This window comes from Mycobacterium sp. G7A2, assembly GCF_041902445.1.
In the GTDB taxonomy this organism is placed as follows: domain Bacteria; phylum Actinomycetota; class Actinomycetes; order Mycobacteriales; family Mycobacteriaceae; genus Mycobacterium.
The window spans coordinates 4,641,798-4,664,562 of sequence record NZ_CP169251.1; the positions used below are offsets into that span (position 1 = coordinate 4,641,798).

The 22,765-nt window shown below is 67.6% G+C and carries 24 protein-coding genes and 1 riboswitch; of the genes, 15 read left to right on the forward strand and 9 right to left on the reverse strand.

Annotated elements, in window-relative coordinates; all coding sequences use genetic code 11:
• Positions 1-38 precede the first annotated feature (38 nt).
• Positions 39-1,532 (reverse strand): gamma-aminobutyraldehyde dehydrogenase, encoded by a 1,494-nt coding sequence (locus tag ACEWX3_RS21970; RefSeq protein ID WP_374157690.1) that lies wholly within the window; start codon positions 1,530-1,532, stop codon positions 39-41.
• Positions 1,533-1,666: 134 nt separating this feature from the next.
• Between ACEWX3_RS21970 and ACEWX3_RS21975 the strand changes: the two genes are divergently transcribed.
• The 3 genes from ACEWX3_RS21975 (at position 1,667) to ACEWX3_RS21985 (ending at position 4,677) form a co-directional block, all read left to right on the forward strand.
• Positions 1,667-2,188 carry an Lrp/AsnC family transcriptional regulator gene (locus ACEWX3_RS21975; RefSeq protein WP_152516030.1) on the forward strand — a complete coding sequence of 174 codons (522 nt, stop codon included), beginning with the start codon at positions 1,667-1,669 and terminating at the stop codon, positions 2,186-2,188.
• A complete protein-coding gene (locus tag ACEWX3_RS21980) occupies positions 2,185-3,570 on the forward strand; it encodes an aspartate aminotransferase family protein (protein WP_374157691.1) in 1,386 nt (461 codons plus the stop codon). Before ACEWX3_RS21975 ends, ACEWX3_RS21980 begins: the two co-directional genes overlap by 4 nt.
• A gap of 81 nt (positions 3,571-3,651) precedes the next feature.
• Positions 3,652-4,677, forward strand: a complete 1,026-nt coding sequence (locus ACEWX3_RS21985; protein WP_374157692.1) for an SMP-30/gluconolactonase/LRE family protein — start codon at positions 3,652-3,654, stop codon at positions 4,675-4,677.
• 74 nt (positions 4,678-4,751) lie between these two features.
• Here ACEWX3_RS21985 and ACEWX3_RS21990 read toward each other — a convergent pair whose 3' ends face one another.
• On the reverse strand, positions 4,752-5,222 hold the full coding sequence (locus ACEWX3_RS21990) for a nuclear transport factor 2 family protein (RefSeq protein WP_221349139.1): 471 nt from the start codon (positions 5,220-5,222) through the stop codon (positions 4,752-4,754).
• A 5-nt stretch (positions 5,223-5,227) separates the two neighbouring features.
• Positions 5,228-6,052, reverse strand: a complete 825-nt coding sequence (locus ACEWX3_RS21995; RefSeq protein ID WP_207067821.1) for an alpha/beta fold hydrolase — start codon at positions 6,050-6,052, stop codon at positions 5,228-5,230.
• A 231-nt stretch (positions 6,053-6,283) separates the two neighbouring features.
• On the opposite strand from ACEWX3_RS21995, the gene ACEWX3_RS22000 reads away from it, so the two are divergent.
• On the forward strand, positions 6,284-6,586 hold the full coding sequence (locus ACEWX3_RS22000; RefSeq protein ID WP_207066579.1) for a hypothetical protein: 303 nt from the start codon (positions 6,284-6,286) through the stop codon (positions 6,584-6,586).
• Positions 6,587-6,702: 116 nt separating this feature from the next.
• Here ACEWX3_RS22000 and ACEWX3_RS22005 read toward each other — a convergent pair whose 3' ends face one another.
• Both ACEWX3_RS22005 and ACEWX3_RS22010 read right to left on the reverse strand, forming a co-directional pair.
• Positions 6,703-6,864, reverse strand: a complete 162-nt coding sequence (locus ACEWX3_RS22005) for a hypothetical protein (RefSeq protein ID WP_207067822.1) — start codon at positions 6,862-6,864, stop codon at positions 6,703-6,705.
• Between the two features lie 123 nt (positions 6,865-6,987).
• On the reverse strand, positions 6,988-8,154 hold the full coding sequence (locus ACEWX3_RS22010) for a metallophosphoesterase (RefSeq protein ID WP_207067823.1): 1,167 nt from the start codon (positions 8,152-8,154) through the stop codon (positions 6,988-6,990).
• A 219-nt stretch (positions 8,155-8,373) separates the two neighbouring features.
• Between ACEWX3_RS22010 and ACEWX3_RS22015 the strand changes: the two genes are divergently transcribed.
• On the forward strand, positions 8,374-9,585 hold the full coding sequence (locus ACEWX3_RS22015) for a D-alanyl-D-alanine carboxypeptidase family protein (protein ID WP_374157693.1): 1,212 nt from the start codon (positions 8,374-8,376) through the stop codon (positions 9,583-9,585).
• A gap of 3 nt (positions 9,586-9,588) precedes the next feature.
• Here ACEWX3_RS22015 and yhjD read toward each other — a convergent pair whose 3' ends face one another.
• Genes yhjD through ACEWX3_RS22030 form a run of 3 tightly spaced genes read right to left on the reverse strand, consistent with a single transcriptional unit; the run spans position 9,589 to position 12,106 of the window.
• Complete coding sequence (yhjD, locus tag ACEWX3_RS22020; RefSeq protein WP_374157694.1) at positions 9,589-10,629, reverse strand: inner membrane protein YhjD; 1,041 nt, start codon at positions 10,627-10,629, stop codon at positions 9,589-9,591.
• Positions 10,630-10,668: 39 nt separating this feature from the next.
• Entirely contained in the window at positions 10,669-11,685 is a 1,017-nt protein-coding gene (gene trpS / locus ACEWX3_RS22025) for a tryptophan--tRNA ligase (protein WP_374157695.1), read from the reverse strand.
• 34 nt (positions 11,686-11,719) lie between these two features.
• Positions 11,720-12,106, reverse strand: a complete 387-nt coding sequence (locus tag ACEWX3_RS22030) for a MarR family winged helix-turn-helix transcriptional regulator (RefSeq protein ID WP_374159918.1) — start codon at positions 12,104-12,106, stop codon at positions 11,720-11,722.
• 84 nt (positions 12,107-12,190) lie between these two features.
• Here ACEWX3_RS22030 and ACEWX3_RS22035 point away from each other — a divergent pair, with 84 nt between their 5' ends.
• Positions 12,191-12,853 carry a TIGR03086 family metal-binding protein gene (locus ACEWX3_RS22035; protein ID WP_374157696.1) on the forward strand — a complete coding sequence of 221 codons (663 nt, stop codon included), beginning with the start codon at positions 12,191-12,193 and terminating at the stop codon, positions 12,851-12,853.
• A 35-nt stretch (positions 12,854-12,888) separates the two neighbouring features.
• A complete protein-coding gene (locus ACEWX3_RS22040; RefSeq protein ID WP_374159919.1) occupies positions 12,889-13,914 on the forward strand; it encodes an esterase/lipase family protein in 1,026 nt (341 codons plus the stop codon).
• A 12-nt stretch (positions 13,915-13,926) separates the two neighbouring features.
• Here the strand turns inward: ACEWX3_RS22040 and ACEWX3_RS22045 are convergent, their stop codons facing one another.
• The gene (locus ACEWX3_RS22045) at positions 13,927-14,739 is read right to left on the reverse strand and encodes an exodeoxyribonuclease III (RefSeq protein WP_374157697.1); all 813 of its coding nucleotides are present in this window, start codon (positions 14,737-14,739) and stop codon (positions 13,927-13,929) included.
• A gap of 74 nt (positions 14,740-14,813) precedes the next feature.
• Here ACEWX3_RS22045 and ACEWX3_RS22050 point away from each other — a divergent pair, with 74 nt between their 5' ends.
• From ACEWX3_RS22050 to thpD, 8 genes are all read left to right on the forward strand, one after another.
• Positions 14,814-15,656 (forward strand): alpha/beta fold hydrolase, encoded by an 843-nt coding sequence (locus ACEWX3_RS22050; protein WP_207067829.1) that lies wholly within the window; start codon positions 14,814-14,816, stop codon positions 15,654-15,656.
• A 69-nt stretch (positions 15,657-15,725) separates the two neighbouring features.
• A riboswitch (SAM riboswitch) is annotated at positions 15,726-15,845 on the forward strand.
• Positions 15,846-15,973: 128 nt separating this feature from the next.
• Entirely contained in the window at positions 15,974-17,335 is a 1,362-nt protein-coding gene (locus tag ACEWX3_RS22055; protein ID WP_374157698.1) for a bifunctional o-acetylhomoserine/o-acetylserine sulfhydrylase, read from the forward strand.
• 10 nt (positions 17,336-17,345) lie between these two features.
• Entirely contained in the window at positions 17,346-18,473 is a 1,128-nt protein-coding gene (locus ACEWX3_RS22060) for a homoserine O-acetyltransferase (RefSeq protein WP_374157699.1), read from the forward strand.
• Positions 18,470-19,201: a class I SAM-dependent methyltransferase gene (locus tag ACEWX3_RS22065; protein ID WP_374157700.1), complete on the forward strand. Its 732-nt coding sequence runs from the start codon at positions 18,470-18,472 to the stop codon at positions 19,199-19,201. Before ACEWX3_RS22060 ends, ACEWX3_RS22065 begins: the two co-directional genes overlap by 4 nt.
• A 225-nt stretch (positions 19,202-19,426) precedes the next feature.
• Positions 19,427-20,011, forward strand: a complete 585-nt coding sequence (gene ectA, locus ACEWX3_RS22070; RefSeq protein WP_207067833.1) for a diaminobutyrate acetyltransferase — start codon at positions 19,427-19,429, stop codon at positions 20,009-20,011.
• A gap of 53 nt (positions 20,012-20,064) precedes the next feature.
• Positions 20,065-21,351: a diaminobutyrate--2-oxoglutarate transaminase gene (gene ectB / locus ACEWX3_RS22075; protein ID WP_374157701.1), complete on the forward strand. Its 1,287-nt coding sequence runs from the start codon at positions 20,065-20,067 to the stop codon at positions 21,349-21,351.
• Between the two features lie 31 nt (positions 21,352-21,382).
• Positions 21,383-21,775, forward strand: coding sequence for an ectoine synthase (locus ACEWX3_RS22080; protein ID WP_207067835.1), 393 nt, complete (start codon positions 21,383-21,385; stop codon positions 21,773-21,775).
• Between the two features lie 26 nt (positions 21,776-21,801).
• A complete protein-coding gene (gene thpD, locus ACEWX3_RS22085) occupies positions 21,802-22,692 on the forward strand; it encodes an ectoine hydroxylase (protein WP_207067836.1) in 891 nt (296 codons plus the stop codon).
• Positions 22,693-22,765: the final 73 nt, after the last annotated feature.

The window sequence follows — 22,765 nt, forward strand, 5'->3', positions numbered from 1 at the left end:
CCTCTCGGCGGCTACCGGGAATGCACGTTCGCGGCCACCTACCGCTTGGCGAAAACCGTGCGGTGCCATTCTTTGTCGGCCACGCCGGTGATGTCGCTCATCACGTGCTTGATCGACAGGTATTCCTCGAGCGAGTACTGGCTCATGTCCTTGCCGAACCCGGAGGCGCCGAACCCGCCGTGCGGCATCTCCGAGATGATCGGGATGTGGTCGTTGATCCACACGCAGCCGGCGTGGATCTCGCGTGACGCCCGCTGCGCGCGATACACGTCACGCGTCCACGCCGAGGCCGCCAACCCGTAGGCCGTGTCGTTGGCTTGGCGCAGCGCGTCGTCGTCATCGGTGAACGGGCGCACCGTCAGCACCGGCCCGAAGATCTCGTCGCGCCACACCTCGGACTGCTCGGACACGTCGGCGATCACCGTCGGCCGGTAGAACGATCCCGGCCCGTCAGGTGCGACACCGCCGGTGACGATCCGGCCCCCCTCGCCGGGCGCCCGCTCCACCATGCCCGCGACCTTGGCGCGGTGCGCCGCGGTGATCAGCGGGCCGATGTCGGTGTCGGGGTCCTCCGGGTCGCCCACCACGATCTTGCCGAACAACTCGCCCACACCGGCGACGAAATCGTCGTACAGGTCGGCGGCGACGATCGCGCGGGTGGCCGCAGTGCAGTCCTGGCCGGTGTTGATCAGCGCGCCGGCGGCCGCACCCTGGATCGCGGCGTCGAGGTCGGCGTCGTCGAACACCACGAACGGCGCCTTGCCGCCGAGTTCGAGCTGGGTGCGGTGCCCGTGCACCGCGGCGGCGGCCATCACCTTGCGGCCCACCGGTGTCGAGCCGGTGAACGTCACCATGTCGACGCCCGCGTGTCCCGCGAGCCGGGTGCCGACGTCGGCGCCGCCGCCGGTGACGACGTTGAACACCCCGTCCGGCAGGCCGGCCTCACTGGCCAGCCGTGCCAGTGTCAGCGTCGTCAACGGGGTGATCTCGGCGGGCTTGATGATGACGCTGCAGCCCGCGGCCAGCGCCGGGATCACCTTCCACACCGCCATCTGCAGCGGGTAGTTCCACGGCGTGATGGTCGCGACGACACCGACGGCCTCCCGGCGGATCGACGACGTGTGATCCCCGGAGTACTCCCCCGACGCCTTGCCCTCGAGAAGCCGGGCGGCGCCGGAGAAGAAGTCGATGTTGTCGATACTGCCGGGCACGTCGAACTCTCGGGCGAGCCGCACCGGCTTGCCGCACTGGGCGACCTCCTCAGCGACAAACGTGTCGGTGGCTTCCTCGGCCAGCTTGGCGAGTTTGGCCAGCACCGCGGAGCGCTCGGCCGGGGTGGCCCCGGCCCAGCCGGGCAGGGCACGACGGGCCGACGCCACCGCGGCGTCGACGTCACCGGGGCCCGCCAGCGCGAATTCGACGACGGGGGCGCCGGTGGCCGGGTTGGTCACCGTGTGCGCCGGGCCGCCGGTGGTCACCGGCGCTCCGTCGATCCAGCTGCCGGCCACCGTCTGCGAAGAAACCACAGTCATGCACCCAACGCTATCGCGCAGCGTGCGGGATAGCCATGCCGCGGGTACGTATTACCTCAGCGTCAGATACCCGCCACGCGTGATTTCATGGTTCTGGTTGCTTGCGACGACGGATTCCGTGCACAATCATCGGCATGGCTAACCCGGGGATACCGCGCGCCGTCGGCCCCGTCTCTTTCCGCGTCAACCAGTCCCGCCCCGGGGCCGCGTTCCAGCTCGACGAGCTGTCGAAGGCGATCATCGAGAAGCTGCAGCAGGACGGCCGCCGCTCCTATGCGGGCATCGGCAAGGCGGTCGGCCTGTCCGAGGCGGCCGTGCGTCAGCGCGTGCAGCGCATGGTCGACGCCGGCGTCATGCAGATCGTGGCGGTCACCGATCCGATGCAGCTGGGCTTCGCGCGCCAGGCGATGATCGGCATCCGCTGCACCGGCGACACCACCAAGATCGCGGAGAAACTCGCCGCCATCGAGTCGGTGGACTACGTGGTGCTCACCGCAGGATCCTTCGACGCGATCGTCGAAGTGGTCTGCGAGGACGACGACAGCCTGCTCGACCTACTCAACACCCAGATCCGCGCATTGCCGGGAGTGATATCCACAGAAACGCTCGTCTATCTCAAACTTGTTAAGCAGCAATATAATTGGGGAACACGATGACAACAACCGATATCGCACCCGAGGTGTCCACAGATCTGGGCGCCAAGGCCAACCGCCATCTGTGGGGACACTTCGCCCGGCACGGCGCCGGCATCACCCCGCCGATCATCACCCGCGGCGAGGGTGTCCACATCTGGGACGACCAGGGCCGCCAGTACATCGACGGGCTCTCCGGACTGTTCGTGGTCCAGGCCGGCCACGGCCGCAAGGAGCTCGCCGAAGCCGCCGCCAAGCAGGCCGAGAAGCTGGCGTTCTTCCCGCTGTGGTCCTACGCCACGCCGACGGCGATCGAGCTCGCCGAGCGTCTCGCCCACTACGCCCCCGGCGACCTGAACCGGGTGTTCTTCACCACCGGCGGCGGCGAGGCCGTCGAATCAGCCTGGAAGCTGGCCAAGCAGTACTTCAAGCTGACCGGCAAGCCCGGCAAGTTCAAGGTGATCTCGCGGGCCATCGCCTATCACGGCACCCCCCAGGGCGCGCTGGCCATCACCGGCCTGCCCGACTTCAAGAAGCCGTTCGAGCCGCTGACCCCCGGCGGGTTCCGGGTGCCGAACACCAACTTCTACCGCGCACCCGCGCCGTATGACACCGACATCAAGGCGTGGGGCGCCTACTGCGCCGACCGCATCGCCGAGGCCATCGAGTTCGAGGGCCCCGACACCGTCGCGGCCGTCTTCCTGGAGCCGGTGCAGAACGCCGGCGGCTGCTTCCCGCCGCCGCCCGGCTACTTCGAACGGGTCCGCGAGATCTGCGACGAGTACGACGTGCTGCTGGTCTCCGACGAGGTGATCTGCGCCTACGGCCGCATCGGGTCGATGTTCGCCTGTGACGACTTCGATTACGTACCCGACATGATCACCTGCGCCAAGGGTCTGACCTCGGGGTACTCCCCGATCGGGGCGATGATCGCCAGCGACCGGTTGTTCGAGCCGTTCAACGACGGCAAGACCACGTTCGGGCACGGCTACACCTTCGGCGGGCACCCGGTGTCCTCGGCGGTGGCCCTGGCCAACCTCGACATCTTCGAGCGTGAAGGCATCAACGACCACGTCAAGCAGATGGCGCCGGCGTTCCGCGCCACGCTCGAGAAGCTGCACGACCTGCCGATCGTCGGTGACGTGCGCGGTGAAGGGTTCTTCTACGGCATCGAGCTGGTCAAGGACAAGACCACCAAGGAGACCTTCAACGACGAGGAGAGCGAGCGGCTGCTGCGCGGGTTCCTGACGCCGGCGTTGTGGGAGGCGGGGTTGTACTGCCGCGCCGACGACCGCGGCGACCCAGTGGTGCAGTTGGCTCCGCCGCTGATCTGCGGGCAGAAGGAGTTCGACGCGATCTACGACATCCTGCACGGCGTACTGAGCGAGGCCTCGGCACGCATGTAGACGTCTCCGCCGGAATTGCGTTCCGAGCGCGTTTTCGCGCGAACTCCCCTCGCGGAGCGCAATTCCGGCGAGACTTCTGGTGTGAACGTCCCCGCGAGATCCAAGCCACCCGTCGATCCGGTGCGGTGGCAGGCCCCCGCCGTGGACGCGCTACCCGAGGTCCCCGCTCCGGTGATCAACCTGGTACCGGTGCCCGGCGGCGAGCCCGAGGATGTCCGCGTCGGCAGTGACGGGCAGTTGTGGACCGGTGCCCACGACGGCGGCATCGTGCGGTTGCGACCCGACGGCAGCGCCGCCGAGGTCGTCGCAAACACCGGCGGGCGTCCGCTCGGCCTGGGTTTCCGTGCGGACGGACGGCTGCTGGTATGCGACAGCCCGAAGGGGCTGCTCTCCGTCGACACCGCCACCGGCGATGTCACGACCCTCGTCACGCAGGTCGGTGGCCGGATCTTGCAGTTCTGCTCCAATGTGGTCGAAACCGCGGACGGCACCGTCTATTTCACCGAGTCGACGAGCGCGTTCACGGTCGCCGACTATGTCGGGGCCATCCTGGAGGCGCGCGGGCGCGGGGCGCTGCACCGCCTCGACCCGGACGGCACCGTCACCACCGTTGTCGACGGTCTGTACTTCGCCAACGGGGTGACGCTGACCGCGGACGGCTCGGCGCTGGTGATCGCCGAGACACAGGGCCGGCGCCTGTCCAAGTACTGGCTGACCGGCCCGCAGGCCGGTCAGCTGACACCGCTGGCGGTCAACCTGCCCGCAATGCCCGACAACCTGTCGACCGGGGCCGAAGGCCGGATCTGGTGCGCCATGGTCACCCCGGCCAACCCGGTGGCCGATCGCCTGGCGGCAGGGCCACCGATGCTGCGCAAGATGGTGTGGCGGCTACCGCCACGCCTGCAGCCGAAGCCGGCGTCGGTGGTGTGGGCGGTGGCGTTCGACCCCGACAGCGGCGAACCGGTTGCGGGTCTGCGCACCACCCATCCGAACTTCAGCATGGTCACCGCAGCCGTCGAGGCCCACGGGCGGCTCTGGCTGGGCAGCATCGGCGCGGGATACCTCGGCTGGGTCGACCTCGAGCAGACCCGACTCCCCCGGCGTTGAGACTGCGGCTGTGGCGGGAAAGTGCGAGAGAGCAGCACCGTGAGCGCATTCTGAACGCGGTGAGTCCGTTCTTCTCACAGACCCAGATCGCTCAGTCCGGGGTGGTCCGGCGGACGGGGACCGGATGAGTCCCAATGGAACAACCGCTCTGAGTCGGCAATCGCGACGTCGTTGATGCTGGCGTGCCGGGTCTTCATCAGACCGTCCGACTCGAATTGCCAGTTCTCGTTTCCGTAGGCGCGAAACCACTGTCCCGACGAGTCGTGGTACTCGTAGGCGAACCGCACCGCGATCCGGTCGGGTCCGTGTGCCCAGAGCTCCTTGATCAGCCGGTAGTTCAGCTCCCGTTGCCATTTGGCGGTGAGGAAGTCGACGATCTGCTCGCGGCCGCGCAGGAACTCCGACCGGTTGCGCCACCAACTGTCGACGGTGTAACCGAGCGCGACGCGGTGCGGGTCGCGCGTGTTCCACAGATCCTCTCCGGCGCGGACTTTGGCGGCGGCGGTGTCGCGTGTGAACGGTGGCGCCGGCGCGACGGGAGACACGGCCGTCACTCCTTGATGAAGTCGAGGAGGTCGGCGTTGATGGTGTCCGCGTGGGTGGTCGGCATGCCATGCGGAAAGCCTTGATAGGTCTTCAGCGTCGCGTTCTGAAGCAGCTCAGCCGATTTCGGACCCGACGCCACGTAGGGGACGATCTGGTCGTCGACACTGTGCATCACCAGGACGGGCACGGTGATCTTCGTCAGATCCTCGGTGAAATCGGTCTGGGAGAACGCCACGATGCCGTCGTAGTGGGACAACGCGTCTCCCATCATGCCTTGGCGCCACCAGTTTTCGATGATCGCCTCCGACGGCTCGGTGTCGGGTCGGTTGAACCCGTAGAACGGTCCGGCGGCCAGCGAGCGGTAGAACACCGACCGGTTGGCGGCCAGTTGCGACTGCAGATCGTCGAAGACGTCCTTCGGCAACCCGTCGGGGTTGGCCTCGGTGCGCACCATCAACGGCGGCACCGCGCTGATGAGGGCGGCTTTGGCGACCCGGCTCTGTCCGTGGCGCGCGAGATAACGGACGACCTCGCCGCCGCCGGTGGAGTGACCGACGTGGATGGCGCCGCGCAGGTCGAGGTGCTCGGTGAGCGCCGCGAGATCGTCGGCGTAGTGGTCGAGGTCGTGACCGCCGGGAGTCTGGGTGGAGCGGCCGTGACCGCGTCGGTCATGGGCGATGACGCGGTAGCCCTGCTGCACGAAGAACAACATCTGGTTGTCCCAGTCGTCCGACGACAGCGGCCAGCCGTGGCTGAAGACGATGGGCCGGCCGGAACCCCAGTCCTTGTAGAAGATCTCGGTGCCGTCGGACGTGGTGATGGTGGCCATGCGGGTTCCTTCGCTGTCGATCGGTTCGGACCTGCCTGGCGTCGATCGTGCTCGTGAGGCCGGCGTGTGTCATCGACGCTGACGACCATCACAGTATTCCGGCTACCACCCGGTTTTGGCGCGGGAGTAGTCGATTCCTGCCAGCGACCGGTCAATTTCTGCCAGCGGAAATCAACTGCCTGACCTGCGGGTTACACCGGGCAGAACTCAAGATCAGAAAGAGGAACCGAGATGAAGAGCATCACTGTCGCCACCGCCGCCGCTGCCGGATTGACCGCCGCCGTCCTGGGACTGGCCGCCCCCGCCGCCGCCGCCCCGAGTGGCTCCGATGCCCAGCAGACCATCAGCCAGCTCGAAGCCGACGGCAACCGCGTCATCGTCAACCGCCTGTCCGACACCCCGCTGTCGCAGGCGACCGTCGTCGCCGTCCAACCGGGACCGGCCCTGCGCGGCACCGTGCCCAACACCGGCTACAACGACGACAACCGCCAGGACGTCGTCACCGGCCAGGTCTACTACGTCGACATCCGCTGAGCGGATAATCAGGCAAGAGTCCGCTGAGCGGATAATCAAACAAGAGTCCGCTGAGCGGACCGCCCGACGACACAGGGGCACCCCGAGTACCCGGGGTGCCCCTTTTCGTCGCGGTGCTAGACGCTGTGCAGCCGGACCGGCGGCAGTTCTGTCCTCGACTGGTAGGACGGGTGTCGGCGCATGGCCTCGTCGAGCTCGCGGGCACGCCGTCGCGAGGCACGCCAGGCCGGGTGCGATTCCAGGTGGACAACTGGGTTGGCGGCGGTCTTCGTCGTCATGGTCGGCATCATGTTCAGAGCCCTTCCGCTGAGGCTGGATACGACAAGCGTGCCCAGGTGACCTGAGTATTTGCGTCGTCGTTTGCCGTGAACTTGATAAGAAATGCCCGGCCCGGTCGGGGGCTAAACGCTGTCGCTGCGCAACGTCAATACGCTGATGTCCGGCGGCGCCCCGATACGGACGGGTGGTCCCCAGAAGCCTGCTCCGCGGGTGACGTACAGCTGCGTCCCGTCCACCTCGGACAACCCGGCCAACGCGGGCTGGGCCAGCTCGACCGCGTAGTGGAACGGCCACATCTGACCGCCGTGGGTGTGACCGGAGAGCTGGAGGTCGACGCCCCGCTGCGCCACCTGCTGTACCTGGACCGGTTGGTGCGCCAACAAGATCGTGGGTTGGTCGGGGGTCGCACCGGCCAGCGCCCGTTCGTAGTCCGGCCCGGCTGAATCCGAGTCGCCGGCAGGATCGTTGACACCGGCGAGGACGAAACCACCGCTGCCGCGACGGATCCGGGTGCTCTCGTTGCGCAGAATGTTCATCCCGAACCTTTCGAGTTCGGTCAACCACTCGGCGGTGTCCTCGACGAAGTACTCGTGATTGCCTGTCACGAAGAATGTCCCTTCGCGGGAGACCAAGTCCTGCAGCGGTTGTGCGGCGGAGCCGAGCTCGGCCACGGTCCCGTCGACCAGATCGCCGACGACGGCTACCAGGTCGGGTTCGGTCGCGTTGATCATCGACACGATCCGTTCGGTGTGTGCCCGTCCGCGCAGCGGTCCCAGATGGATGTCGGACACCACGGCGATGCGGAAGCCGTCCATCGCAGGGTCGAGGCGCCGCAGGCGGACCGGAACGCGGAGCAGATCGGGGCGCCTCAGCGCGGTGGTGGCGCCGACGCCGACCAACCCGACGGCCGCGACTCCCGCTGCTGCGGCGGTGGTGCGGGCCAGAAACACCCGGCGATCCACGGTCGGCTCCGCCGCCGGTGGGTCGGCGCGCCGGCGCCGACGCGCCAGCCACAGCACCAGCCGCACCGGCTCCACCGCGAGCAGCAGCAGGAACAGGTACACCACCACGCCGAACCACAGGTATCCCGGCCAGGCCACCCACCCGGTGTGGGTCACCCCGAGTGTCCGGGGCAACACGAGGGCGGCGATCAACAGCGCCAGCAGCAGCACCAGAGCCGCCGACATCAGGACTCTCGTCCGGCCGGGCGAGGTCGTGTCCTTGACCGTCCGCTTCCAGACATAGAGATGCATCAGCCCGAGGATCGAGCCGAGAACAAGGATGAACATGGGGTCCTTAGCGTGACGCGGCGTTGGCACCACCCTAGTTCGGCCGACGAAAGTCACGGCCCCTGCGTTGAGGCTGCGCTCCTGGCGGGAAAGTGCGAGAGGACCCCGCAGTGGTCGCAGTCTGAACGCAGAGGGTGAGTCACAATTGCAACACTGATCACAACAGTCACCGCGTGGCGCACCGATCCGACGGCCCGCATCGCTTAATCTGCGCTCACGATGGCGACCCTACGGAACTTCTGCGTGCGCGCGTCGGCGCTGGTCATGGCCGGGATGCTGGTGATGGCCCCGGGCGCGGCGGCCGACCCCGCGGTCGACCCCAACATCTGCCCTTACCGCGAAACGACACCGCCGGCTGTCGACCTGTCGGAGGTACCCGAGTTCGGTGATCCGCCGGCTCCGCTGCCCGTGCCCGCCAAACCGATGGGCGGCGACGCGCTGTCCGGCTGCGGCATCATCACCGCCCCGGGGACCCCGCCGGTGCCCGAGGAGGTCTCGGCGGAGGCATGGCTAATCGCCGACCTCGACACCGGTGACGTCATCGCCGCCCGGGACCCGCATGGCCGGCACCGACCCGCCAGCGTCATCAAGGTCGCCACCGCCGCGCAGGCCCTTCGCGATCTGCCGTTGCACAAAGTGGTGCCGGGCACCGCCGACGACGCGGCCCAGGAGGGCACCAAGGTCGGGGTCGGCGAGGGCGGCTTCTACTCCATCAACGACCTGCTGCACGGGCTGCTGATGTACTCCGGCAACGACGCGGCGCACGCGCTGGCCATGCAGATGGGCGGCATGCAGACCACGCTGAACAAGCTCAACGTGCTCGCCGGGCAACTGGGCGCTCGCGACACCCGGATCGCCACCCCGTCCGGACTCGACGGCCCCGGCATGAGCACCTCGGTGTACGACCTGGGCCTGTTCTACCGATACGCCTGGAAGAACCCGGTGTTCGCGGACATCGTGGCCACCCGCGACTTCACCTTCCCCGGCCGGGACGGGTCGAGCTACCCGATCGAGAACGACAACAAGCTGCTCGCCAACTATCTCGGGGCGCTGGGCGGCAAGACCGGCTTCACCGACGATGCGGGCCAGACGTACGTCGGCGCGGCCGAACGCGACGGCCGCCGGCTGATCGCGGTGCTGCTGCGCGGAACCCGCCAACCGATCGCGCCGTGGGAGCAAGCGGTTCGGCTGCTCGACTACGGATTCGCCACCGCGCCCGGCACCAAGGTGGGGACCTTGATCGAACCCGACCCGGCGCTCGTCGCGCCGGAACCGGGCCCCGAGTCCGCGACGACGACCACGATGGCCGACGCCGTGTTGCCCGACGCTGACGCGATGCCGGTGCGGGTCGGCGTGGGCGTGATCGGCAGCGTGATCGTGTTCAGCCTCATCATGGGCGCCCGAGCACTCAACCGGCGCCCGCAGCACTGACGACTACCGCTGCCGCCACCGCGAAAGGCTCAGCGCACCAACGGCTCCCGCGGCGACGGCCGCAGCGGCCTGCCAGGGACGAAGGCCGGGACGGTGGATGATGCGGTTGTTGATGACCGCCGGCCCGGGGGGCGGGACCGGCTCCTCCCCCATGTTCTCCGGCAGCGTCGCCGCCCATGCCGTGGAGAAGAGGACCAGCCGCGCGGTGATGTAGGCGAACACCATCAGGCCCAGCACCGGACCGAACGTCGCGCCCGCCGGGCCGGTCAGCACCGATTTCAGATAGATCGAGGCGACCAGCTTGAACACCTCGAACGCCACCGCGGCGATCAACCCCGCGCGCATGCTGCTACGAAAGCTGACCGACTCCCGCGGTAACCGCGCGATCACATAGGTGAACAGCAACCAGGACACCAGGATCGAGATGACGATCGAGGCCACCCGCAGCACCACGGTCAACGCCGTGGAGTCGGGGAACCCCAGCCACAACAGAATGTCCTCGATGACACCGGTGTTGCCCAGCGCCGTCAGCGACAACGTCAGCACGCTGGCCAGGAACAGCGACACCAGGGCGAGCAGGTCCGACAGCTTGGTCTTGACGAACCCGGGCAGTTCGTCGCGGTAGAGCCCCCACATCTGGCTGAGCGCCTCGCGCAGGTTGTTCATCCAGCCCAGACCGGCCCACGCGGCGGTGGCCAACCCGATGATGCCGACCGTGGTGCGCGACTCGATGGCCGCCTCCATCAGCTCGACGAGTTGTTGCCCGAGGTCACCGGAGACGTTGCCCCTGATCTGGTCCTGGATCTCCACCAACAGTTCCGGCCGGCTGGCCAGCACGAAGCCTCCGACGGCGAAGCCCACCATGAGCAGCGGGAACAACGCGAAGATCGTGAAGTAGGTGATGCCCGCGGCGTAGAAATCGCCCTTGCTCGTCTTGTACCGCTCCTGAGCCCGCATGACGTGGTCGAACCACGGCATGCGGGCACGCATCCGGTCGAGGAAACCGGGCTTCTCGTCGGCCTCGGTCGCGGACGGCCCGGTCATCCGACCCCCTGGATCTGTCATCGTCGCCCAGCGACGGCTTTATGGTTTCGCTGGCAAGAACCCTAGGCGGTCATATACCCGCCGCAACGTCTGTCCAGACACTTCACGTGCGCGCTGTGCACCGGTGGCCAGCACACTCTCCAGTTCTGCGGGGTCGGCAAGAAGCTCGTCGACCCGGTTCTTGATCGGGGTGACGAACTCCACGACCGCGTCGGCGGTCTCCTTCTTGAGGTCTCCGTACCCGCGTCCGGCATAACCGTCGACGAGCTTGTCGATGTCGGCGCCGGTGACCGCGGCCTGGATGGTGAGCAGGTTGGACACCCCCGGTTTGGCCTCCGGGTCGAAGCGGATCTCGCGTTCACTGTCGGTGACCGCGGAACGGATCTTCTTGGCGGTCTTGGCCGGATCGTCGAGGAGCGAGATCAGCCCCGCGTCGGTGGCCGCCGACTTGCTCATCTTCGCGGTCGGGTCGGCCAGGTCGTAGATCTTGGCCGTGGCCTTGGGGATCATCGGTTCGGGCACCACGAACGTGTCCGGGAATCGGGCGTTCATCCGTTGCGCCAGATCGCGTGCCAGTTCCAGGTGCTGGCGCTGGTCCTCACCGACGGGCACCAGGTCGGTGTCGTAGAGCAACACGTCGGCAGCCATCAACACCGGATAGGTGAACAGGCCGACCGTGGTGGCATCAGCACCCTGCTTCTGCGACTTGTCCTTGAACTGCGTCATCCGCGAGGCCTGTCCGAAACCTGTGAAACACCCCAGCACCCAGGACAATTCAGCATGGGCTGGGACGTGGCTCTGGACGAACACGGTGGCCCGCTGCGGGTCGATACCCAGGGCCAGGTACTGCGCGGCGGTGACCAGGGTGCGTTTGCGAAGAGTCTCGGGTTCCTGCGCGATGGTGATCGCGTGCAGGTCGACTACGCAGAAGTAGGCGTCATGGCCGTCCTGCAGACCCACCCACTGGGCCACCGCGCCCAGGGCGTTGCCCAGATGCAGGGAATCCGAGGTCGGCTGCGCGCCGGAGAAGACGACCGGCTTGGTTGTGGTGCTCATGGTGCTGACCATTTTCCCATTGCTGGGCGCGAGGTCACGCGTGGGTCATCCGCTGGAGCGCGCGCAGGAACACCGAGCGTTCCTCGGCGGTCAACAGGCCCAGCCATCGTTCTTCGCCCGATTGGATCTCCGCCTGCGCCGCTTCTTTGACCGCACGACCCGCATCGGTGATCGCCAGCAGCCGAACCCGTCGGTCTTCAGGGTCGGGACGTCGTTCGATCAAATTCCGGTCCTGCAGTTCGTCGAGAGTGCCGATGATCCGGGTCTTGTCGGCGTTCACCGCCTGCGCGAGCGCGGCCTGTGTCCGTACTGTCCCTCGATCCAACGCACACAGCACGACATAACCCCACATGGTCAGGTCGTGTCGGGCGAGAGCCGGCTTCTCTGCGGCAACCAGTTCGCGCAGCAGCGGCGTGAGCATCGCCGCGAGATCGGGGCGCGTTCCGGAGGCCACCGCGACAGCATAAGCATTGCACAATGATATGCGGATGCCTATTATCTGCTCATGTACACGTTCAACGCTCAGCACCGGACCGCCATCGAGTCCTCCGTCGCGGTGGTCCGACGCGTGCGGCCCGACATGCTGACGCTGCCCACGCCGTGCGCCGGATGGACGCTTGCGGACCTGCTGACCCACATGACCGCCCAGCATCATGGATTCGCCGCGGCGGCGCGCGGGGGCGGTCGCGAGCACGCGGTGTGGAACGCCGAGTCCTACGCGGGCGCCGTGACTGCCGATCCGGCCGGCACCTACGCTTCGGCCGCCGACGACGCGCTCCGGGCGTTCGCCACCGACGGCGTCGAAGACGCGCTGTTCGCTCTGCCTGAACTCGGACCCGAGATCACCGTGCCCGGCGCGATGGCACTGGGCTTCCACTTCGTCGATTACGTGGTGCACGGATGGGACGTCGCCACCACGCTCGGACGGCCGTACCGCTTGCCCGCCGATGTCATCGCCGCTGCGCTGCCCATCGCAATGGCGGTGCCCGACGGCGAGATTCGTGACGACCGCGCCTTCCCGTTCGCGCGCTCGGTCCAGCCAACCGAGACCGACGCCGACGTCGGTGACGACTTCGCCCAACTCCTGCGCCATCTGGGCCGTGACGCTGACGGGATTGCTGCGATGTCTGCGGCCAACTCCGGTACGGGTCACCGACGGCAGGGCTAGCATTCCGCTTCGTGCGACGATTGCTGGCTTTGAGTGTGACCGCCTTGATGACGGCGGCACTGGCCGGATGCCAGAGCGACGGTGGATCCGCGTCCCGCGACTCGACGAGCGCGGCGGTCATCGTCTCAGGAGGCGACGCGACGAGCCCGTTCACCACCCCGGACCAGGCGTGTGCCACCGGGCTCGCGGCAGGCAACACCGACACCGCACTGCGGGAGTACCTGCTCGACAAGGGGCTGACGGTGTACACCTCGCCGGCGATGGCCGGACGCGGCCAGGTGGTCGACCAGACCGGCTTCGGCGCGTTCGGGGTCTGCCCGGTCACGCTGCCGGAGAACATGACGGTCAATTCCACCGGCAGCATCGACACCGCCGGCGAGCACCTGGCGCGCTTCCTGACGTGGTTGCACACCGAGAAAGGCGTCAACGAGGTCGATCTGGTCGGCCACTCGATGGGCGGTCTGTACTCCCGCGCCGCGATCCGGGTGCTCGTGTCGACGGATTCTCCGGTGCGCGTCCGCTCGCTGACCACCCTCGGGACACCGTGGCAGGGTTCCTACCTGTCCGACTACGCGAACGGTCTGCTTCCGCTGTCCGACTGCCTCGGCGACGAATTCTGCGAGAGCGCGATGAAGGACATGAAGACCGAGGTGCAGCGGTTGATGGCCGGTTCGGGCCGAGAAGTCAATCAGGCGTACCTGATGGGCGAGAACGGCTGGAACGAATTCCAGTCAGGGGTCCTCGACCAGATCCCGGTGGTGCTGATCGCCGGTAAGAAGTTCACCAAGCAGGGTCCGGTGAACTCGGCGGTCTGGCCCAACGACGGCCTGGTGGCGTTGCAGAGCGCGCTGGCCGCCGATATCGGCGATCCCGTGCTGCCGCACCGGCGTTGCCATGTGTTCGACGACACGCACAGCATCTATGTGTCCAACCTGGCCGACCTGGATTGGCAGACCGCGTTGACGTGGGATCCGGCGGTCCTCGACGCGGTGCACGCCGCCATCGAGAACGCCCCCGCGGCCCTGGACGGCCCCAACCGGGAGGGCTGCCCGGCGGCCTGAGTGTCCTCGTGGTCAGCGGTATTCGACGGTGACCGGACAGTGGTCGGACCAGCGCAACGCGTAGGCGGCCGGCCGTTCGGTGCGCACCGACGCCACGCGCGCGGCCAGCTTCGGGGTGGCGAGCTGGTAGTCGATGCGCCAGCCGGCGTCGTTGTCGAACGCCTTGCCGCGCCACGACCACCACGCGTACGGGCCGGGCACCCCGGGATGCGCCTGGCGCACGACGTCGGTCCAGCCCGTGGCCAGCAGGTCGGTCAACCACTGCCGCTCCTGAGGCAGGAAGCCGGCCTTCTTGACGTTGCCCTTCCAGTTCTTGATGTCGTTCTCGGTGTGCGCGATGTTCCAGTCCCCACACAGCACCGCATCGGCACCTCGCGCCAGCAGATCGGCCATCCGGGCCTGCACGGCGGCCATGAAGCGCTCTTTTTCCCGCTGCCGTTCGGTCTCCGCCTCGCCGGTGGGCACGTACACGCTGCCCACCGTCACCCCGGCCGTGTCCGCCTCGATGTAGCGGCCGTGGCAGGCGAATTCCTCGGCGCCGCAGCCGATCCTGACGTTGTCGAACGGCGCGCGGGACAGCAGGGCGACACCGTTGCGGCCTTTGACGTGCGCCGTGGCCGAGGCCAGATGCCAGCCGTCGGCCAATGCCGGGGCCAGCGCGGCGGCGAGCTGCTCGTCGTCCGCCCTGGTCTCCTGCAGGCACACCACGTCGGCGGTGGTCTGCCTCAGCCACGGCAACAACCCGAGGTTCTCGGCCGAGCGCTGCTTGACCGCCGCCCGGATGCCGTTGACGTTGACGGTGCTCACCGTGAGAGGGCCTGTCACGACCGCCGACCATAACGGGCCGGACGGCGCGCACATTCTTGCGGTACCGGCGGTATCACCTTAGTGTCGGGCGCATGGCACAACGAGAGCCGATCCACGCCGGAACCGGCGAGCCGGTCCTGCTGCTGCACCCTTTCCTGTGCTCGCAGAACGTCTGGAACACCGTCGCTGCCGACCTGGCCGCCACGGGTCGGTTCGAGGTGTACGCCCCGACGATGCTGGGCCACCACGGCGGGCGTCCGTCGCCGAGCTGGCTGCTGCACACCGCGATGCTCGTCGACGACATCGAGCAGCGGATGGACGAGCTGGGCTGGCAGACCGCCCACATCGTGGGCAATTCGCTGGGCGGCTGGGCCGCATTCGAGCTCGAGCGCCGCGGCCGGGCCCGGACGTTGACCGCGATCGCCCCGGCTGGAGGGTGGCCGCACCACTCGCTGTCCAAGTACGAAACCGTGCTGAAGTTCGTCCTCGGCGGCCCGGCGCTGATCGCGGCCCGGCTGGTGGGTCCGCGCATCCTGACGTGGCCGTTCGTCCGCCGGCTGGCGACCCTTCCGGTCAGCGGACCCGCCGACGGACCGCCCGAGGCCGAGCTGCGCGCCCTCGTCGAGGACGCCACCCACTGCCGCGCCTACCTGCAGCTGCTGGTCAAGACGCTGCACCTACCCGGACTGCTGGAGCTGGCCGGTCTCGGCGCGCCGACCCAACTGGTGCTGTGCGAGAAGGACCGGGTGTTCCCGACTCCCCGCGGCAACCGCTACTTCCTGCAGCATCTGCCCGACAGCGCCGAGGTCGTCCGCCTGCCCGGCGTCGGACACATTCCGATGCTCGAGGCACCCGACCAGATCTCGGCGCTGATCGCCGACTTCATCGACCGGCACTCCGACTCCCGCGCCGACCCCGGGCAGGCCACCGGCTGACGCCGGTCAGCACCTCCGCGCGTCCAACCCGCTGGCATCGTCGCTGCGCAGTGCGCTACGCTTCGTCTCGGTCATGAGCGCCAGCGTGAAGCCCCGGCTTGCTGGCCGGCAACCCTCCAACCGCGGTGGGGTGCCCCGGGTGATGAACCAGGTTGAGTAGCCACACCGGCTACGCGGCAAGCGCGGGTCCGCCGTGAACGGGCCCCCTGAGTAGATGGGGACACCTGATGGCGAGGTCACCGATCCACTGTTGTCGGTAACGCGCAGCAGCGATCACCTCACCCATTCCAGGCCCCTTCGCGGAGGAGAACACAACAATGAGCGGCGAGCACAACACCGACCCCAGCGCCCGGTGGTCGTTCGAGACCAAGCAGGTCCATGCCGGACAGCAGCCCGACACCGCCACCCACGCGCGGGCTCTGCCGATCTACCAGACCACCAGCTACAGCTTCGACAGCACCGATCACGCCGCGGCGCTGTTCGGCCTGGCTGAACCGGGCAACATCTACACGCGGATCATGAACCCGACGACCGACGTCGTCGAACAGCGCATCGCCGCCCTCGAGGGCGGGGTGGCCGCCCTGTTCCTGGCCTCCGGCCAGGCCGCGGAGACGTTCGCGGTCCTCAACATCGCCAACGCCGGCGATCACATCGTCTCCAGCCCGCGCCTGTACGGCGGAACCTACAACCTGTTCCACTACTCGCTGCCCAAGCTCGGCATCGACGTCACCTTCGTCGACAACCCCGACGATGCCGAGTCGTGGCGTGCCGCGGTCCGGCCGAACACCAAGGCGTTCTTCGGGGAGACGATCTCCAACCCGCAGATCGACGTCCTCGACATTCCGACCGTCGCAGCCGTCGCCCACGACGCCGGGGTCCCGCTGATCGTCGACAACACGATCGCCACGCCGTATCTGATCCAGCCGCTCGCCCACGGGGCGGACATCGTCGTGCACTCGGCGACCAAATATCTGGGCGGACACGGCACCGCGATCGCCGGCGTGATCGTCGACGGCGGCACCTTCGACTGGACCAACGGCCGCTTCCCCGGCTTCACCAACCCCGATCCGAGCTACCACGGTGTGGTGTTCGCCGAACTGGGCGCGCCGGCGTTCGCGCTCAAGGCGCGGGTGCAATTGCTTCGCGACCTCGGTTCGGCGGCCTCACCGTTCAACGCCTTCCTGATCGCGCAGGGCCTGGAGACGTTGAGCCTGCGCATGGAACGCCATGTGGCCAACGCGCAGCGGGTGGCCGAATACCTGGCCGCACACCCCGACGTCATCTCGGTCAATTACGCCGGGCTGCCCAGCTCACCGTGGCACGAGCTCGGGAAGAAGCTGGCACCCAAGGGAACCGGCGCGGTGCTGGCCTTCGAACTGGAGGGCGGCATCGATGCCGGCAAGGCCTTCGTCAACGCGCTGACCCTGCACAGCCATGTCGCCAACATCGGCGATGTCCGCTCCCTGGTCATCCATCCGGCGTCGACGACGCACCAGCAGTTGTCACCCGAGGAGCAGCTCGCCAGCGGGGTGACCCCGGGGCTGGTCCGTCTCGCGGTCGGCATCGAAGGAATCGACGACATCGTCGCCGACCTCGAGCAGGGCTTCGCCGCCGCCGGGGCCGCCCGTACCCGGTCGGCTTCCACGAGTACGGATCCGCACACCGTTGCCTCGTTCTAGGGATCGTGACGTGACAATCGTGGACGTGGTTGCGCACCCGGTGACGCTGCCCCCCGAAGGCGAGGTGGGTGTCATCGACATCGGCTCGCTCACCCTGGAGAACGGTCAGGTCGTCGAGGACGTGTCGATCGCGGTGCAACGCTGGGGCACACTGTCGCCCGAGCGGGACAACGTGGTGATGGTGCTGCACGCGCTGACCGGCGACTCGCACATCACCGGACCGGCCGGACCCGGTCATCCCACCGCCGGATGGTGGGACGGGGTGGCCGGACCGGGTGCCCCGATCGACACCGACCGCTGGTGCGCGATCTCGACCAACGTGCTGGGCGGGTGCCGCGGCTCCACCGGGCCGGGTTCGCCCGCGCCCGACGGAAAAGCTTGGGGCTCACGCTTTCCCGCGGTGTCGATCCGCGATCAGGTGGCCGCGGACATCGCGGTGCTGGACCGCCTCGGTATCAGCGAAGTCGCCGCCGTCGTCGGCGGCTCGATGGGCGGTGCCCGTGCCTTGGAGTGGATGATCACCCATCCCGACCGGGTCCGGGCCGGGCTGGTCCTGGCCGTCGGCGCCCGCGCGACCGCCGACCAGATCGGCACACAGTCCAACCAGGTCGCGGCCATCAAGGCCGACCCGAACTGGTGCGGCGGCGACTACTACGGCACAGGCCGCAGCCCGGACGTCGGCCTCGAGATCGCGCGGCGCTTCGCACATCTGACCTACCGCGGCGAGCACGAACTGGACGACCGATTCGGCAACGACCCGCAGGCCGGGGAGGACCCCGGTGGCGGCGGACGCTACTCGGTGCAGAGCTATCTGCAGTACCAGGGCCGAAAGCTGGTCGCGCGCTTCGACGCCGGAACCTACGTCACTCTCACCGACGCGCTGTCGAGCCACGACGTCGGCCGTGGCCGCGGGGGGATCGAAGCCGCGCTGCGGGGCTGCCCGGTGCCCGCGGTGGTCGGTGGCATCACCTCCGATCGGCTGTACCCGCTGCGGTTGCAGGCCGAGTTGGCCGAGTTGCTGCCCGGCTGCGACGGTCTCGACGTGGTGGACTCGAAATACGGACACGACGGCTTCCTGCTCGAAACCGAGGCTGTCGGCAAACTGATCCGCCGGACCCTGGAACTCGCGGAGCGGTGACCGAGACCTCGCGACAGCGCTCCCTGTCGTTCGGTGCCGAGGCCGCCGCCTACGAGCGCGGTCGCCCGTCGTATCCGCCCGAGGCCATCGACTGGCTGCTCCCCGACGGTGCACGCCGTGTCCTGGACCTGGGCGCCGGGACGGGCAAGCTCACCACCCGCCTGGCCGAGCGCGGCCTCGACGTCGTCGCCGTCGACCCGGTTCCGGAGATGCTGGAGCTGTTGACCCGGTCGTTGCCCGACACGCCGGCGCTGCTGGGCACGGCGGAGGAGATTCCCCTGCCCGACGACAGCGTGGACGCCGTGCTGGTGGCCCAAGCCTGGCACTGGTTCGACCCCGAGCGGGCGATCCAGGAGGTGGCCCGGGTACTGCGACCAGGGGGGCGGCTGGGGCTGGTGTGGAACAACCGTGACGAACGTCTCGGCTGGGTCAAAGAGCTGGGGCGCATCATCGGCCACGAGGCCGACCCATTCAGCCAGACGGTCGAGCTGCCGACGCCGTTCACCGATGTCGCACGGCACCAGGTGGAGTGGACCAGCTACCTGACTCCGCAGGCGTTGATCGACCTGGTGGCCTCGCGCAGTTACTGCATCACCTCGCCGGAGAACGTTCGCACGCGCACACTCGAGCAGGTCCGCCGGCTACTTGACACGCACCCCGCGCTGGCGGGCGCCAACGGCCTGGCACTGCCCTACGTGACGGTGTGCGTGCGCGCGATGATCGCATGACCCAGCCCACAGCCGAGGTAACAATTCGGAAACAATACGCTCACAGGTTTTGCACACGCCTTCGTGCGTGTTTGCCCAGCTGAGCACGGTGCGGACGGCTGACTACCTGGTCAACTGCGTCGTCGAGCAACTTGAAGTCGGCACGTCACCTCGCATACGTTCGTTGGGCCGACGATTTGAAATTCGACACGCGATACGTAACTCGGTGGTGACAGCTAACAACTTATGGAATCGGTCAACCCTGCGCTAAACGATCTTTCAGGTGAAAGCGCCCCAGGCGGGCAACCACGCCCTGAACCCAGGGAACAGCACCTGCGCCGTCCGCGCGCGGCCGACGGGCTGGCCGTGCACAAGCTGGTCGCCGACAGCGGTGTGCTGGACCTGAACTCCACCTACGCCTATGTGCTGCTGTGCACCGACTTTGCCGATAGTTCCATCGTTGCGGAGCGAGATGGACGTGTATGCGGGTTCATCGGTGGGTACCACCCTCCGCAGCGACCGGACGTGCTGTTCGTGTGGCAGGTCGTGGTCGCCGCCTCGGAGCGTGGCACCGGACTCGGTGGAGCCATGCTCGACGCACTTGTGCACCGCATCCGCAGCGAACGCGGCGGACACCCGGTGACGGTGGAGGCGACCGTCGCACCGAGTAACGCATCATCGCGCGCGCTGTTCGGCGGGCTGGCCCGCCGGCACGGTGTGCCGATGACCGAGCACGACCACTTCTCGGCCGCAGACCTGGACCCCGAGGGCGCACACGAGGACGAACCACTGCTGCGAATCGGACCGATCACGGCCCCTTTGAACGATTGAAGTAATTGAAACGACTAGTGCAGAACTGCAATAGGTCGAACGAAAGGATGTCAATGACCATCACTACGGAGTCGACACTGTCGCAACCCAGCCTTCCCGACGAGTACACCAGCATCGAGTCCGAGGTCCGCAGCTACTGCCGCGGCTGGCCCACCGTCATGGACACCGCCCAGGGTTCCTGGGTCACCGACGTCGACGGGCGCCGCTACCTGGACTTCTTCGGCGGTGCCGGCGCGCTGAACTACGGCCACAACAACCCGGCGCTCAAGCAGGCCCTGATCGACTACCTGACCTCGGACAAGATCGTCCACTCGCTGGACATGGCCACGGTGGCCAAGACCGACTTCCTGCGGACCTTCAACGACGTCATCCTGGCTCCGCGCAAACTTGACTACAAGGTGCAGTTTCCCGGCCCGACCGGCGCGAACGCCGTGGAGTCAGCACTCAAACTGGCCCGCAAGGTCACCGGTCGCGAATCGATCATCAACTTCACCAACGCTTTTCACGGTATGACGCTGGGCGCGCTGTCGGTGACCGGTAACTCGATGAAGCGGGCCGGCGCCGGCATCCCGCTGGTGCACGCCACCCCGATGCCCTACGACAACTACTTCGACGGGGTCACCGAAGATTTCCACTGGTTCGAGCGGGTGCTCGACGACTCCGGCGGCGGGCTGAACCGGCCGGCCGCGGTGATCGTGGAGACGGTGCAGGGTGAAGGCGGCGTCAACGTCGCCCGCGCCGAGTGGCTGCAGGCGCTGGAGCAGCTGTGCCGAAAGCGCGACATCCTGCTGATCGTCGACGACGTGCAGATGGGGTGCGGGCGCACCGGGCCGTTCTTCAGCTTCGAAGAAGCCGGGATCACCCCCGACATCGTCACGCTGTCCAAGTCGATCAGCGGCTATGGGCTGCCGATGGCGCTGACGCTGTTCCGCCGCGATCTCGACGTGTGGACCCCCGGCGAGCACAACGGCACCTTCCGCGGGCACAACCCGGCATTCATCACCGCCACCAAGGCGCTGGAAACCTATTGGCAGGACAGCACATTCAGCGATGAGACGCTGTCCAAGGGCACGCTCATGCGCGATCTGATGGAGAAGATGGCCGCCAACCGGGACGGCATCAGCGCCCGCGGCCGCGGTATGGTCCAGGGGCTGAAATTCGAGGATGCCGATCTGGCCGGCGCGGTCTGCAAGGCTGCGTTCGAACGTGGTCTGCTCGCCGAAACCAGTGGCCCGGCCGACGAGGTCGTCAAGCTGCTGCCGCCGCTGACCACATCGGAGGCCGACCTGACCGCCGGGCTCGAGGTGCTCGACGAGTCCATCTCCGCCGCACTCGGCTGACCGAAACCCACACCCGAGGAGTGACAATTTCATGATCGTGCGCACCACTGACGACATCACCGGCACCGAACGCGATGTGTCGGACGGGACCTGGAGATCGAAGCGCATCATCCTGGCCGACGACGGGGTCGGATTCTCGTTCCACGAGACGACGATTCAGGCCGGCTCGGTCAACGAGTTCCACTACCAGTACCACGTGGAGGCCGTCTGGCTGGTCGAGGGCTCCGGCGTGCTGACCAACCTCGAGACCGGCGAGGAACATCCGCTCAAAGCCGGCTCGATGTACCTGCTCAACGGGCATGAACGCCATCGCATCCGCTGCGACGAGCAGATGCGTATGCTGTGTGTGTTCAACCCGCCGGTCACCGGCCGTGAGGTCCACGACGAGACAGGGGCGTACCCTCCGCCAGCGCAAATCGCATGACCAACTAGCCAACGAAGTTTTTGCCTATGAACACACGCACTGACGACCACTATCCAACCCGACTCGACCACGCGATCCCGCCGATCCCGCGCATCGAACCCGGTGTGTGGGGCAGTGCCGATCAGGGCCCGCTCGACGACGAGGCGCTTCAGAGCTATGCCGATGGCGGCTACCTCATCCGGCCCCGCACCGTCGGGCCGGAGTGGCTGCCGCCGTTGTCGATGGAGCTCAACCGCCTCGGCGCCGAGCTCGATCACGATGACCCGCGGGTCATCCGCGAGCCCGGTGGCGGCATCCGCTCGGTGTTCGAACCGCACCTGCTCAGCAATCTGATCGCCGAGGTGGTGGGCCTGGAGACCGTCCTGCCGGTGGCGCGTCAACTGCTCGGCAGCGACGTGTACATCCACCAGGCACGGATCAACATGATGCCGGGCTTCACCGGGAGCGGTTTCTACTGGCACTCGGACTTCGAGACCTGGCACGCCGAAGACGGTATGCCCGCCATCCGGGCGGTCTCCTGCTCGATCGCGCTCACCGACAACTATCCGTTCAACGGCTCGCTGATGGTGATGCCGGGTTCGCACCAGACGTTCTATCCGTGCGTGGGGGCGACCCCGGACGACAACTACACGTCGTCGCTGGTATCCCAGCGCATCGGCACCCCCGACCAGGACACCCTGGTCAAAGCGTGCGACGAACGCGGCATCGACCAGTTCACCGGACCGGCGGGCACCGCATTGTGGTTCGACGCCAACCTGCTGCACGGGTCGGGCTCGAACATCACGCCGTATCCGCGCTCCAACGTGTTCCTGGTGTTCAACTCGGTGGACAACGGCCTCGTCGAGCCGTTCGCCGCCAAATCCCGGCGCCCCAGCTTCCTGGCCGCCCGCGACATCGTCCCCGCCGGCCTGCAGTAGCGTCCCCGCCGGCGTGGCCCGACGTCGGCGCCGAACGTGCTCGCACGGTAGACCGTTGAGTGAAACCGTTACC